General features: G+C 45.1%; 11 protein-coding genes and 1 tRNA gene. 5 read left to right on the top strand and 7 right to left on the bottom strand.

From position 1 onward, the window contains the following. Positions 1–418: 418 nt before the first annotated feature. The 5 genes from J7I42_RS23545 to J7I42_RS23565 form a co-directional block, all read right to left on the bottom strand. Positions 419–886 (bottom strand): MauE/DoxX family redox-associated membrane protein, encoded by a 468-nt coding sequence (locus J7I42_RS23545; RefSeq protein WP_209141338.1) that lies wholly within the window; start codon positions 884–886, stop codon positions 419–421. A 53-nt stretch (positions 887–939) separates the two neighbouring features. Beyond that, positions 940–1,794, bottom strand: coding sequence for a glycosyltransferase family 2 protein (locus J7I42_RS23550; protein ID WP_209141339.1), 855 nt, complete (start codon positions 1,792–1,794; stop codon positions 940–942). A 266-nt stretch (positions 1,795–2,060) separates the two neighbouring features. Beyond that, a complete protein-coding gene (locus J7I42_RS23555; RefSeq protein ID WP_209141340.1) occupies positions 2,061–2,426 on the bottom strand; it encodes a helix-turn-helix transcriptional regulator in 366 nt (121 codons plus the stop codon). A gap of 100 nt (positions 2,427–2,526) precedes the next feature. Next, positions 2,527–2,916, bottom strand: coding sequence for a helix-turn-helix domain-containing protein (locus J7I42_RS23560; protein WP_209141341.1), 390 nt, complete (start codon positions 2,914–2,916; stop codon positions 2,527–2,529). 374 nt (positions 2,917–3,290) lie between these two features. Continuing rightward, positions 3,291–4,211 carry an extracellular catalytic domain type 1 short-chain-length polyhydroxyalkanoate depolymerase gene (locus tag J7I42_RS23565; RefSeq protein WP_209141342.1) on the bottom strand — a complete coding sequence of 307 codons (921 nt, stop codon included), beginning with the start codon at positions 4,209–4,211 and terminating at the stop codon, positions 3,291–3,293. 185 nt (positions 4,212–4,396) lie between these two features. Between J7I42_RS23565 and J7I42_RS23570 the strand changes: the two genes are divergently transcribed. The 3 genes from J7I42_RS23570 to J7I42_RS23580 all read left to right on the top strand — a co-directional run bounded on the left by J7I42_RS23570 (position 4,397) and on the right by J7I42_RS23580 (position 8,796). Beyond that, positions 4,397–6,667: a PA14 domain-containing protein gene (locus tag J7I42_RS23570; RefSeq protein ID WP_209141343.1), complete on the top strand. Its 2,271-nt coding sequence runs from the start codon at positions 4,397–4,399 to the stop codon at positions 6,665–6,667. A gap of 182 nt (positions 6,668–6,849) precedes the next feature. Then, on the top strand, positions 6,850–7,833 hold the full coding sequence (locus J7I42_RS23575) for an alpha/beta hydrolase (RefSeq protein WP_209141344.1): 984 nt from the start codon (positions 6,850–6,852) through the stop codon (positions 7,831–7,833). A gap of 126 nt (positions 7,834–7,959) precedes the next feature. Next, positions 7,960–8,796: an NmrA family NAD(P)-binding protein gene (locus tag J7I42_RS23580; RefSeq protein WP_209141345.1), complete on the top strand. Its 837-nt coding sequence runs from the start codon at positions 7,960–7,962 to the stop codon at positions 8,794–8,796. 480 nt (positions 8,797–9,276) lie between these two features. Here the strand turns inward: J7I42_RS23580 and J7I42_RS23585 are convergent. Next, positions 9,277–9,347 (bottom strand) — tRNA-Gln (locus J7I42_RS23585). 150 nt (positions 9,348–9,497) lie between these two features. On the opposite strand from J7I42_RS23585, the gene J7I42_RS23590 reads away from it, so the two are divergent. Beyond that, complete coding sequence (locus J7I42_RS23590) at positions 9,498–10,826, top strand: aminotransferase class V-fold PLP-dependent enzyme (RefSeq protein ID WP_209141346.1); 1,329 nt, start codon at positions 9,498–9,500, stop codon at positions 10,824–10,826. 76 nt (positions 10,827–10,902) lie between these two features. On the opposite strand, the gene tyrS is transcribed toward J7I42_RS23590, so the two are convergent. Further along, positions 10,903–12,180, bottom strand: a complete 1,278-nt coding sequence (gene tyrS / locus J7I42_RS23595) for a tyrosine--tRNA ligase (protein ID WP_209141347.1) — start codon at positions 12,178–12,180, stop codon at positions 10,903–10,905. 334 nt (positions 12,181–12,514) lie between these two features. On the opposite strand from tyrS, the gene J7I42_RS23600 reads away from it, so the two are divergent. After that, positions 12,515–13,627, top strand: a complete 1,113-nt coding sequence (locus J7I42_RS23600; RefSeq protein WP_209141348.1) for a putative type IX sorting system protein PorV2 — start codon at positions 12,515–12,517, stop codon at positions 13,625–13,627. Positions 13,628–13,660 lie beyond the last annotated feature (33 nt).

A 13,660-nucleotide genomic window follows, 5' to 3' on the forward strand; every position in this document is an offset into this window, starting at 1 on the left:
ATGAAGTATGAAAATAAAATATCGTAAAGAGTAAGAATAGAGAACTTGATTGTGCCAAGATGAATTGAAATGCAACCAGTATTGTGTCAGATTTAGAGAAAACACTGAACAATCTAAGGAAATTTGAGTAACCTATCATGTAAGTATTGATTGATAGATTATCATTGGCTGCATCCAAATACGAAAACGAATCCCCATGGATAAAGCTGGCAAACGGATAAAAATATTTAAACACAGCAAACTGTATTACTATGGCCACTGCAGCAAGTATTAATATAGTCCGGTTCCGCTTATTCTTAAAAAGGAAATCCTTAAACGAAACCTCTGTTGATGGCATAGTTGTCTCCTGATTCATCTTCGAATGAATTAATATTCAGTAATTAATTTTCCAGGTCTATAAATCTTCCTTCAGCTGCAGTTAGGAGTGAAATACCTTGTATTCAATTATGCTATTCCATTCCTTGCCTGATTCTTTTTTTTCCTTTCTTTGCAGATAGATGGCCAACGCATTGAGTAAGACAAATACACTGTTAAATACTACATGGCCCTTCCACGACAACAGCTCAATGATCCCGCCGCAGCTACAAGGCATCTCCGGGGCAACTATAAACATGGTGATAATATAAGCAGTGAATAGTGTCATGATTATGAACGATGCGTACAATCCTTTCAGGCGCCACCGGGGAATAACCAGCATCAGTACTATCGCAAACTCAACCACAGGTAACAGCACTGCAATTGGTGTAGCTGCCCATGAAAGAATAGGGGACATAGCCAGTTGCTCTTTGAAAACACTATAGTCCATTATCTTGGCAATGCCGGTGTATAGGAACAGAATAATATTAAGCACAGTAATGATCTCAATGAGCGTGGTGCGCTTGATCATATGAACAAGTTTAAAATGGTGATCTTTCTTAGATGTTGACGCTAGTGTGTAGATTATCGCCCGGATAATACGGGGGCTTCTTTTTCTTTTTTAACGAGTAGTTGGTTATTGAACAACCCATATTTCAGTATACAATAGATCGCCCGGAATCCGTCCCTCCAGCCGATCTTTTTGCCTTCGGCAAAGGTTCGACCGTAATAACTTATTCCTACCTCATAGATCCGGATTCCGGGGACCATAGATACTTTTTGAGTTACCTCGGGTTCAAACCCAAAGCGTTTCTCGTGTAAATAGATACGTTGTATGATGGAGGTACGGAATAACTTGTAGCCGGTTTCCATGTCGGTCAGATTCAAATTGCTGAACATGTTTGAAAGAAAGGTAAGCACGCGATTTCCTATAGAGTGCCAGAAGAACAGGATGCGGTGTGGATTGCCGCCTATAAATCTTGAGCCGTATACCACATCTGCCGAGCCGAGTACTATGGGTTTTAGCAATGTATTATACTCGCCCGGGTCATATTCAAGGTCAGCATCCTGCACCAGGAGGTATTCACCAGTTGCCTGGGCAATACCCGTGTGGATCGCCGCACCCTTTCCCTGGTTTACATCGTGCCTGATATATTTGAGATAATTGATAGAGAGATTAGGGGTGTTGGTGAGATAGTTCTTTAGCACCGCCTCGGTATTGTCTTTGCTGCAATCATTTATAATGATCACTTCCTTCTCTATACTTCGTAGTAACTTAACTTCATTGATGCGATCGAGTATTAAGGCAATCGTGTTCTCTTCGTTGTATGCGGGTATAATAATAGATAATCGCTTGATGGGATAATTGTCATTCGCTTCATGCTCAGGCATAAATTGACTGGCTCCCGGCGTAACCGGAATGTTGAATAAGGTTTCCATGAGTTATTTATTGTTTAGATAAATAAATGGCTGTCCAGGCTAATGGTTAAAAACGTCGTACTATGTAATGGTGATTAGTTCAGGCTGTTGGTTTCTTCCGGTGGACTATGTCCGGAGCGATCATTCGTTTTACATTTCAAATATACGGTTGATCAATACCAAAAGTCAAGTGTTTTCTGTTTATACTTGGCACAAGTTATTTATACTTTGCACACGTTTTATTATTGTTCATTGATTGTTTGTTCATTAGAGAATTTGTTAAAACATTATGCAGATAAACTGTCGCCGTCAGTAAAGTCAAACATCTCTTTTGGTGTTACCTTATAATACTTCTTGAACGCATTATTGAAAGCACTGGGGTTACTATAGTGCAACGTAATGGACACTTCCTTTGCGTCTTTTCCTAACGCCAACAGGTCTTTCGATTTCTCCATTCGTATTCTTAACCGGTAATCCCTGATGCCCGCTCCGTATTCATCTTTAAATGCTTTCTGCAGCACATTGCGGCTTACGCCGTACGTTAGTGCCATTCTGTAGGCAGTGTACTCGTCTCCCAGGTTGTTATCGAAAATTTGTTTGGCGGCCGTAATGGCAATAACTACATGCTTCTTTAACTTCTTTCTGTTACGCATTTGGAAGTAGGTTTAATGATGATAATGCATACAATCTCCTGTCCAATGTAGGGTAGGGACTGTATGTAGGTAATTTGTTTAGAGCTGGTTCGGGAAGTGGCTAGCGGTTGAGCATTATATAAGGCACTGTTCCAGGGGGATTGTTGAGCTGCGCCTTTCGCCATTTAGAAGGGGCCCGCCCGGTCACCTTTTTAAACATTTGGGAGAACGGACGGGTAACATCATAGCCGGTTTCCCAGGCTATTTCATATATGTGTAGTTCGGTTTCCAGTAATAATTGCATGCCGGTTATCGCACGCGCCATGATCAGGTATTTCTGTATGCTTTGATAATACTTTCGCTTAAAGCCTGTGGCTAGTTTTTTCGGGGTCATTCCTACGCGCCTGCTGAGGTAATCTAACGTTATCGGTTTGTGACATTCATTATCAAGGATATCCCTGGCCTTTATTATCTTTTTCTCATCTATAGCCGCACGTGTTTGTTTTTTCATAATATAGGTTAAGGTTTGTAAAGACAGATGTGGTATTCTTGTGCCCTTGATCGCTTATAGAGTAATAACTAAATGTAACCGTTAGTGGTGCTGTTGTATAGAAGTATCAGCTTTTTCGTGTTGTAAATGTAGCCCTTCTACAATACTTGGTTTTAATATTTATATTGGCTCTATGTATTTTCTTGTAAATTAACCAGGTGTATTTGAGGATTTTGCCAAAATGACTAAACTCACGTCAATGGGCACTGATTGGATACCACGTCTGACGTGAGTTTGAGAGAAATGCAGGGCTCCGGACAGCCCGGAAACCTGCATTTCAATCTTTAACTTTTCAACTTTCAACTTTCAACCTTCAACTCTCCTCCTTCACCCTGCTAAGGCAATTGAAATTGACTAAAAAAACTCCAGATCAGATCAGTTGCATTAAAAGCTGCAGACGGTTGATCTGCATTAGCTCTTGCCGCCAAACCGCCCGGCCAGGAATGGCCTCCATCTTTGGTAAGGTATAATTGTACGCTTGTGTTTGGATGGCAATTCATGTACTGCGTTTGTGTATACAGACTCGCCGCAGTAATAACGGGTGGGGCGGTAGTACAGCCATCAATGCTGGCCCATACCCGCAAGGCGCTGTCAACCGGCGGGAAATAATAATTGGCTAATCCGTAACCTCCGGCATAAGGCACTTTGTTGTCAATGGCAGAATGGATGTGCAGCACCGGCACCGCTCTTGCCGGTGTACAGGGCTGCTTCGTCAATAAAGTGCCGCTCACGGGTGCTATGGCTGCCAACTGGGTCGATAACTCACAAGCCAGCCGGTATGTCATCATGGCGCCATTGCTCATGCCTGTAACGTAGATCCTTTTAGAATTGATCTTATAGGTACTTGTTAGCTTTTGTATAAGCTGCCTGATAAATTGTACATCATCGATATTGTGCTCCATCGCAAAATCACAACAGGTACCGGCATTCCATGTTCGGATGCCCAGGATGCCATCACTTGGCACGCCTTCCGGATACACGAGTATAAAATGGGCGTTGTTCGATTTGGTGGTCAGCCCATAGTCCTGCTCCATCTGACTGGCACTGCCTGCCAATCCATGCATGGCAATCACTAGTGGAAAATTACTGCTATCGTTGTAATTGGGTGGCAGGTTCAATAAATACGAACGTACATACCCGGCTGTTTGCAGGGAGTCATAAAAGTGAAAATTGGTATTGGGGGGATTGTTGTAGTGCTTTTTGCAATTTGTTAAACTAAACAAAAGCATCATGTACAGAATAATTTGTTTCTGCATATTTTTTGAGTAAAGGTGGAGGAGGGTAGGGCGGTAGTTTTGCTAAAAAGAGGTGAAGCTGTAAGAATAGCTGCTGAAACGACCTTTAAGGAGCTTGGTTATTAGGTTCTCAACTTAATAACTTACGAACTTATTAACTTCTTTACCAGATGTCTTTTGCTTAATTTTGAAATAGACAAATCCCCATGCATTCCCCTATACAACTAGCCTTTTACCTGGTCTTGATGTTCCTCGGTAGCTACCGGGCACCACAGTCTGTTATTAGCTGCGGTCCGGCTGTAGCACCCTTCAGCGGTACCATTACCAGCGTGCGTAGCGGTAACTGGAGCGACCCCGCTACCTGGGGCGGACGGGTACCGGGTGCGAATGATGCGCCCGTAATTGCAAAGGGTAATACAGTGGTCCTTGATAGAGATGCTACCATTGCCGGTATGCACGTCGCGGGTAAATTGATCGTTGATCCCACACACTCCGTTGCTTTCCATTCTTCCCAAAACATATTAGTAACGGGGCAATTGCAGATGCATCCTGCCCGGAGCGCTGTTATACATACCCTTCGTTTTACGGGGATTGATGAGGACAATTTTGTTGGCGGTGGCATGGATATGCTCAAGACCGATATTGGTCTGTGGGTGATGGAGTCGGGGCAGTTGCATTTACAGGGGCAAACCAAAACTGCCTGGACGAATGCCACTACTTCCATAGCTGCCGGTGCTACCGTTATAAACGTCAAAAACGCCAGCGGTTGGCAGGTCGGCGATGAGCTCATCATTACGCCCACTGCGGCCAATGCGCGCAATGTAGACGTGCGTACCATCACCGCCATAAAAGGCAATACCATCTTTTTGAATGCTGCTGCCACCGCCCATCCGATAATTAATAATTTATGGACCGCCGAAGTGGGTAACCTTACGCGTAACGTTCGCATCGAGGGTACCGCTGCAGGCAAGTCGCATATCTTCATCCGCTCCACCGTGGCGCAATCGGTGCAACAGGTGGCCTTTCGGTATTTAGGTCCGCGTAAAGACCAGGGTGGCTCGTATGCAAAAGACCAGGTACAGGGCCGCTATGGTCTCCATTTTCATCATTGTGAGGAGGGCAGCGACGGATCGGTTGTTGATGGTTGTGTAATGCGCGATATAAACAACCATGCCTACGTGCCGCATGTGAGCCATGGTATTACCATGACGCACAACATTGCTTTTAACTGCATGGATGCCCCGTTCTGGTGGGATCTGCCCGATGCTACCCATCGCACTGTGTGGGCGCACAACCTGGTGGTATCGCCAACGTATTTACAAGGTGCCATCTCTCTTGATACCAAAGGCGCACCCACCTTCGGCACTCATGCATTTGTGCTGAGTATGGGCGATGATAACCGCTGCGACAGCAACGTAGTGGCTGGTCAGCAAGGGCTGGAGACCGTGAATGCCGCGTACGACTGGGAAGAAATGCCTATTGAATCTGCCTGGATCTTTAATGGCAACGTGGTGCATAATTCCGATTGTGGCATCCGCAGCTGGCAAAACAATGGCAAGAACCATGTGCTGGAACAAACTACTATTTACAATTGCAACGTAGGCGTGCTGCATGGCGCCTATGTAAACAACTATACTTACAATGGCGGCTACATATACAACAGCGTTTTTGAAGACCATGCTGCCAGCGGCGCCAATGGTGTTCGTTTAGAAAATCTGACACTCGATGGCGCTGCCCAAATTCCTTATCCCTTTCGCATGGTAGAAGGGCCTGCCAAAGGTTCGCGTCCAGTTTTGATGCGGAATTGTATAATAAAAGGGGGAACAAAAGGCGCTATTGAAAATGCAAGTACCAATGCTGCCAAATCGCTCGATCTTGTACAATGTGAGATCCGTGGTGACATAAAAATAGCAGCCGATGCCGGAAAGGAGGAAGTTGTACGGGTTCAACCTTTAAAAGGGCAGCCGTATATGCTTTCAAAAACAGGCCGGACTGTCATCCCGCCATTTGCTCCTGGTGTATGGGGTAATGGTGCGGGCCTGAAAGGTGTTTATTACAATGGCAATGAATGGGGCGTCGCCGTGGAAGATCGCATCGACCCCCTCATCAGCTTTCCTGAATGGCGAATACCCCTGCCTGGTTTAGCCACCGGTGTTCATTACAAAATAAAAGACACCCGGTACAGCATCCGCTTTTCGGGTTTTATTCAACCCCAATTCTCTGAGGACTATACCTTCAGTACTGAAGTAGCTGGCGGAGTTCGGTTATGGGTAAATGATAAACTGCTCATCGATCGCTGGCAGGAACTGTATACCGCTATACATAAGTCGGCCCAAATAAAACTAGAGGCAGGGAAAAAGTATGCCATCAAACTGGAATACTTTAACCAGGACGATCGTTCCGCCCTTTATTTTTTTTGGCAAAGCCCTTCCCTGCCACTGGAGCTGGTGCCTCAATCGCAGCTTTACCTGGATTAGCAGAATTTGATTTTTATCATCAAAAATTAATAATGTCCGTTGTGTGTGCAATGGCTGAAATGCCTACCTTGTACCCCATTCCTTTTTTTTCTGTACCCCCGCCTGATAAGTAGCAATAGTGACATTTTACTGAGTACCGCGTTTCAGCAATCATAATTGATAACATTCAAAACCAAACAGACATGTCAATTACAGCAGAAGTAATGAACTATGCTACCGATCCTTCTATTGAGGTTCAAACAAAAGCATTTTTGAAAGCACTGAACACCAGTGGTGGCCAACCCATCGAGACCCTGACTCCGGAAGATGCCCGCCAGGTGCTGGTAGGCGCCCAAAAATCGGTGAATGTGGACGTGTCGGGTGTTGATATTACTGAAAAAACAATTACCCAGGATGGGCTTACAGTTAAATTACAGGTGATGCGTCCGGCTGGCGTATCGGAAGAACTGGCCGTATTTATGTTCTTTCATGGCGGCGGCTGGGTACTGGGCGATTTCCCCACCCACAAACGCCTGATGCGTGACCTGGTGGTGCATTCAGGAATGGCAGGGGTGTTTGTCGAATACACGCCTTCACCGGAGGCTAAATACCCGGTAGCGATCACTGAAGCCTATGTGGCTACCAAATGGGTGGCGGAGAATGGTAGCGAGATCAATGTTAATGGAAAGAAACTGGCGGTGGTAGGCAATAGTGTGGGGGGCAATATGGCCGCCGCGGTTGCCCTGATGGCCAAAGAGAAAAAAGGACCCGCATTAGCATTACAGGTTTTGTTGTGGCCGGTTACCGATGCCAACTTCGATACAGATTCATATCATCAATTCGCCAATGATCGCTTTCTTACCCGCAATATGATGATCTGGTTCTGGGATAATTATACCACAGACAAAAATGCCCGCAAGGATATTTTTGCTTCGCCCCTGCGCGCTACGCTCGATCAGTTAAAAGGCCTGCCGCCAGCCCTGGTGCAAGTGGCCGAGAACGATGTATTGCGTGATGAAGGCGAAGCTTATGCGAGAAAAATGAATGAGGCCGGGGTGCCCGTGTCGCTGATCCGCTGTATGGGTATGATCCATGATTATGGTATGTTGAACCCGCTGGCAAATATCCCCGAAGTACAATCGGTGCTTCGGTATGCTGCCGAAGAAATAAAGAATGCGTTGAAATAAATTATTTCATTGTTAAGGAGCCCTTCCGGTTTTACCGGGAGGGCTTTATTATTGGCGTTTTTTCGTGTCGGTTTTGTTCTATTTATGCACTCGTGGTGAATATAGCTTTGATAAAAATTAAATACCATGAATGCAAAACAGAACAACAAAGCCAATACCCTGGTATTAGGCGGAAAAGGAAAAACCGGCAGCCGCGTGGTTGCCCAATTGCAACAATTAGAGTGGCCGGTATATATCGGCTCCAGGTCGGGCGACAGGCCCTTTGATTGGGAAGATCAGGCTACCTGGAAAGAAGCTATCAGGGATATGGAGGTTATTTACTTGTCGTACTATCCTGACATTGCCGTTCCGGGTGCAGTTGATGTCATTCGGGCCTTTACCCAACTGGCTGTTGAGTGTGGGGTAAAACAACTGGTGTTATTATCGGGTCGGGGCGAAGCAGAAGCGCAGGCATGTGAAAAGATGGTGATGGCGCTTACAATCGACTGGACCATTGTGCGTGCCAGCTGGTTCTGCCAGAATTTTAGTGAAGGGTATTTGCTGGACCCCGTGCTTGCTGGTCAGGTGGCATTACCCGTAGGTGATATTCCCGAACCATTTGTTGATGCAGATGATATTGCCGCAGTAGCTGTGACGGCTATTACTCAACCCGGTCATAACCATAAAGTGTATGAAGTAACTGGTCCTCGGTTACTCACGTTCAAAGAAGCCGTCGGGACCATCGCCCGCGAAACAGGCCGGGACATTGTCTTTGAGCAAATGCCATTAGAAGATTACAAGGCTATGTTAAAAGAGTATGCTATCCCGGATGATTTTATCTGGCTGATAACTTATCTGTTTAAAGAAGTGCTGGATGGCCGCAATGCCAGTATTGCCCATGGGGTGCAGGAAGCATTGGGCAGACCGGCTACTGATTTTAATGAGTATGCAAAACGTACTGCAAAAACGGGGTTGTGGGGGTAAGTTTATGTAAGTGCTCTTTTTAAGCTTTGTTGGCCCCAATTATCAATTCTGTTATTTCATTACCCGTAGCCGTCAGATAAACTGAATCGGAGGCGGCTAAAGTTTCCTTATTGTGCCCAATTAAATTTAGATCTCTTAATTGGCGCAACAAATGCTTTATTGAATCGCCGCATTTGAAATGTCCGGCCTTGTTGATAGAAAGTAATAAGCTGATATGTGCTGCAGTAAGATCAGCTATAATGCCATAGGCTATGGCATTCTTATGGCATTATGGTGGCAGTTTGATGGGATATGTAGTATATAAATGCCCTATTTACTTAGGATCTGCACTGTGTCTGACCAGGGGCGTGCCCATTACCCAGGAAACTACGTCCCGCCTTTGGCGGGACTGTTTTGTTTTTCTGTCCGCTTTCCCGAGCGAGCTCGGGACGCTGCCAAAAAAGCAAAAACCGTCCCGATATTATCGAGACGGTTTTTTTGTTGCCCAACCTGGATTCGAACCAAGACTAACTGAACCAAAATCAGTTGTACTACCATTATACTATTGGGCAGCCTTGGTCCCCTTTTGTAAGGGGAGTGCAAAAGTAGGGGGTTTTGTTATTTCTCCCAAATGAAAATGGCATAAATTCTTTATTTTTCAGAAGATTTTTTTTCAAGAGCTTCTGGTGCATAACCAATTACCTTATCAATATTAAAGTCACATGAGTCAATTTAATCGTCGTTCTTTTTTACAGACTTGTAAAAAGCTGGCTGCAGGTACAGCTTTGTCGGCTATTACAAGGCCCGTCTGGAGCCGTGATTTGCACCAGGCCCTGGCTGCTGCAAGCCATAAAACCCCCGAACAACTGGCCTCTGATGAGGATTTCTGGCATTATATTCAGCAATCCTACACGGTTAACCCCGCCCTCATCAACTTAAACAACGGCGGAGTAGCGCCTTCGCCCATCCCCGTGCAGGAGGCCATGAAACGCAATTTCGATCAGGTGAACGAAGCGCCCAGCTACTATATGTGGCGTGTTATGGACCAGGGCCGTGAACCCCTGCGCCGCAACCTGGCCCAACTGGCCGGCTGTGATCCCGAAGAAATTGCTATTCAACGTAATGCCTCAGAGGCGCTGGAAACCGTCATCTTTGGCCTGCCCCTCAAAGCTGGCGATGAGGTGGTGCTTTCAAAACAGGATTATCCCAATATGATCAATGCCTGGAAACAACGCGAACAACGGGATGGCATTAAATTAATTTGGGTTGACCTGCAATTACCCAGCGAGAACACCGATCAGCTGGTGAAAGCCTACACCGACGCCTTTACGTCAAAGACCAAAGTGGTGCACATTACCCATGTTATTAACTGGAACGGTCAAATAATACCCGTTCGTAAAATTGCCGATGCTGCTTATTTAAGACATATTGAAGTGGTGGTGGACGGCGCCCACAGCTTTGCCCATTTTCAATTCAATGTTTCCGATCTGGGAGCCGATTATTTTGGCGCCAGTTTGCACAAATGGCTCAGCGCCTGTATTGGAGTGGGGATCTTATATGTAAAAAAAGAAAGGATCAAAGATCTGTATCCTTTATTTGCAGCGCCGGATGCGACTGCAGATGACATCCGCAAGTTTGAAAACCTGGGCACCCGGCCCTTCTTTATTGAACAGTCCGTAGGAAAAGCCATCGAATTTTATGACATGATAGGCGCTCAACGAAAAGAACAGCGATTGTTCTACCTGAAAAATTACTGGATGCATAAAGTGAAAGATATTCCAAACATCGAGTTCGGCACCTCTATGAAGCCTGGTTTTGGCTGCGCTATTGGGCTGGTGCATTATAATGTTCCCGATTGTCATCCCGGGGACCTCGATATCTATTTATGGAATAAGTATAGAATTCACAGTACCAATGTTAATCATGAAAATATAAGAGGGGTGCGTATAACCCCCAACGTATATACCACTACGAAACAACTGGATGTGCTGGTAGAAGGGATCAATGATTTTGTGCGGAACTGGAAAAAGATAAAGGAAGCGAAGAAGTAGGAGATAAGAAATAGGAAGTAAGAAAAACGAGCATCTCGTACTTCTTACTTCCTAATTCATTTATTGTATAATTCGGTTAACTCACTTTTACAAGGAAAACATGTTTCTTTCCTTTATTCACCAGCATATATTGGCCATGGAGCAAAATATCGGGGGTTACCGTTAACTTTTCATCTTCTACTTTTTTACGATTGATGCTAACGCCACCGCCCTGTACCATTTTACGGGCTTCGCCTTTGCTGGGAAAGATCTTTGTTTCGGCCAGAAAGGTTACCACGTCAATGCCTGCCTGCACTTTCGATAATTCATAACCAAATTGCTGAACACCTTCCAGATTTTGCAGGTCTTCCACACTAAGGGATTCAGCCGGGGCCTCCTTTTGTTCAAAGATTTTTTTTGTGGTCTCCAGCGCTGCCTGTAGACCTGCATCGCCATGTACAAAAACAGTTACTTCTTTGGCCAGTGTTTTTTGTAACAAACGGGCGGCTGCGTCTTTACGGTGGTCCTCAATTAACTGGTTGATGGTTTCCTGAGGGAGGAACGTAAATATTTTTATCCATTTTTCCGCATCTGCATCGGCCGCATTGAGCCAGAACTGGTAAAACTCGTAGGGCGAGGTCTTTTCCGCCGACAACCACACATTGCCTTTTTCGCTTTTGCCGAATTTACCGCCATCGGCTTTTGTTAACAGAGGACAGGTAAGCGCAAATGCTTCTCCACCCATTTTACGGCGAATGAATTCAGTACCGGTAGTGATATTACCCCACTGGTCGCTGCCACCCATTTGCAGTTTGCAGTTCTTACGCTGGTACAACCAGTAAAAATCGTAGCCCTGCATTAACTGGTAGGCAAATTCGGTGTAACTGATACCGGTTTCCCCTTCAATACGTTTTCTTACACTATCCTTGGCCATCATGTAATTGACGGTGATATGTTTACCTGCATCGCGCAGGAACTGGATGAACGAGATTTCCTTGAACCAGTCGTAGTTGTTGGCCATTTCAGCTGCATTAGGTTTGGCGGCGTCAAAGTCAAGGAACTGCATCAGCTGTTTTTTGATGCCGTCGAGGTTTTTCTGTAATTGATCTTCACTTAAAAAACTCCTTTCTTCGCTTTTACCGGAAGGGTCGCCGATCATACCGGTAGCACCACCCACCAGGGCAATGGGTTTATGACCCGCCCGTTGCATGTGTACCAGCAACAGGATAGGTACAAGGCTTCCAATGTGAAGACTATCCGACGTGGGATCGAAGCCGATATAGCCGGTGGTCATTTCTTTGTTCAACTGATCTTCAGTTCCGGGCATAATATCCTGTATCATACCCCGCCATTTTAGTTCTGCTACCAGGTTCATATTATATTGACATTAAACGAATAATAAATAGTTATTGCATTGGCCGCACAAAGGTTATACATTTGTGCTATCCTACATAATTTACCGGTAATTAGTACATGATTTTATGTAGTAAATCAATGATTTATGCAAATGTAAGGATTACCGGAACTTTGGCTGAAAGATGCAATATTTTAATTGTAAAATCGTTTGGTTATATTGGCCCCGACCCTGTTTAAAAGCGGCTATTTGCCAATACAATTAAAGTACACAAAGTACACTTTGCCAACGGGTGCAGCCAATATCCTAAAGAAATAGTATAATCAACAAGTTGCTTATTTCGAAAATTGGATCAATGAAAATGACCCGTTTTTACGTTACCCTATCTGCTGTTTTATTGTTACAGCAGTTTTCCTATGCGCAGTTTCGTAAATATTCTAACGAATTTTTAAATATTGGGGCAGGCGCCCGCGGTCTTGCAATGGCCAGTGCACAGGTAGCTTCGGTTAGTGATGGTACAGCCGGTTACTGGAACCCTGCCGGGTTGGTGAATGTAAAAGACAATCCCCAGCTTAATTTAATGCATGCCGAGTATTTTGCCGGTATTGGTAAATATGACTACGGTAGTTTGGCTATACCGTTAAAAGATAATAAACGGGTGCTGGGATTATCACTCTTACGATTTGCCGTAGATGATATTCCAAATACCGTTTTTCTGGTTGAACCGGATGGCTCAATCAATTTCAGTAATATCACCACTTTCTCTTCTGCCGATTATGCCTTTCTATTTTCTCTGGCCCAGCCCATAAAGACAACTGGTAAAAGTAAGATCAATGCGGGTGTAAATGCCAAGATCATTCACCGCAAAGCGGGCGATCTGGCTTCTGCCTGGGGTTTTGGATTTGATGCGGGCGTGCAGATCGTTAATGCCAAATGGAAGATCGGTATCATGGCCCGGGACGTAACCACCACCTTTAATGCCTGGTCATACAGCCTGCCTGAAAAAATGCGGGAGGTGTTCTATTATACAGGCAACGATATCCCAAGTAAATCAACCGAGTTAACCGCACCCAAATTAATTGTGGGTGGCAATTATAACTTCAAGCTGAACAAGAACCTGAACCTGATGGCGGAGGCCAACTTTGACCTGACGTTTGATGGCCGCCGTAATACCGTGATCAGCAGCAGCGTGGTGAGCCTTGATCCCAAGCTGGGGCTGGAAGCTTCCTGGAAGAACGTGTTCTTTGTACGTGGGGGAATCAACAACTTTCAAAAGGCCCTGGATGATAACGATATCACCGATACCAAAAAAGTTTGGATCTACCAGCCTGCGGTGGGCGCCGGGTTCAGAATATCGAATGTGCTGATCGATTATGCTTTTACCAATCTCGCCAATCAATCGAATCCGTTATATACGCATGTGTTCTCGTTAAAAGTGGACCTGGTTAAAAAGGGAACCAAAAAGTAAACGACCCTATTGAAAGGAATCTGAAACTTGTAT

The sequence above is a fragment of the Niastella soli genome (genome assembly GCF_017742245.1).
GTDB classification, from domain to species: Bacteria; Bacteroidota; Bacteroidia; order Chitinophagales; family Chitinophagaceae; genus Niastella; species Niastella soli.

Bases quoted from the DNA above. Each gene is read 5' to 3' on its own strand.
- J7I42_RS23545 (WP_209141338.1), bottom strand. From the start codon at position 886: ATGATCAAGCGCACCACGCTCATTGAGATCATTACTGTGCTTAATATT.
- J7I42_RS23550 (WP_209141339.1), bottom strand. From the start codon at position 1,794: ATGGAAACCTTATTCAACATTCCGGTTACGCCGGGAGCCAGTCAATTT.
- J7I42_RS23555 (WP_209141340.1), bottom strand. From the start codon at position 2,426: ATGCGTAACAGAAAGAAGTTAAAGAAGCATGTAGTTATTGCCATTACG.
- J7I42_RS23560 (WP_209141341.1), bottom strand. From the start codon at position 2,916: ATGAAAAAACAAACACGTGCGGCTATAGATGAGAAAAAGATAATAAAG.
- J7I42_RS23565 (WP_209141342.1), bottom strand. From the start codon at position 4,211: ATGCAGAAACAAATTATTCTGTACATGATGCTTTTGTTTAGTTTAACA.
- J7I42_RS23570 (WP_209141343.1), top strand. From the start codon at position 4,397: ATGCATTCCCCTATACAACTAGCCTTTTACCTGGTCTTGATGTTCCTC.
- J7I42_RS23575 (WP_209141344.1), top strand. From the start codon at position 6,850: ATGTCAATTACAGCAGAAGTAATGAACTATGCTACCGATCCTTCTATT.
- J7I42_RS23580 (WP_209141345.1), top strand. From the start codon at position 7,960: ATGAATGCAAAACAGAACAACAAAGCCAATACCCTGGTATTAGGCGGA.
- J7I42_RS23590 (WP_209141346.1), top strand. From the start codon at position 9,498: ATGAGTCAATTTAATCGTCGTTCTTTTTTACAGACTTGTAAAAAGCTG.
- tyrS (WP_209141347.1), bottom strand. From the start codon at position 12,180: ATGAACCTGGTAGCAGAACTAAAATGGCGGGGTATGATACAGGATATT.
- J7I42_RS23600 (WP_209141348.1), top strand. From the start codon at position 12,515: ATGAAAATGACCCGTTTTTACGTTACCCTATCTGCTGTTTTATTGTTA.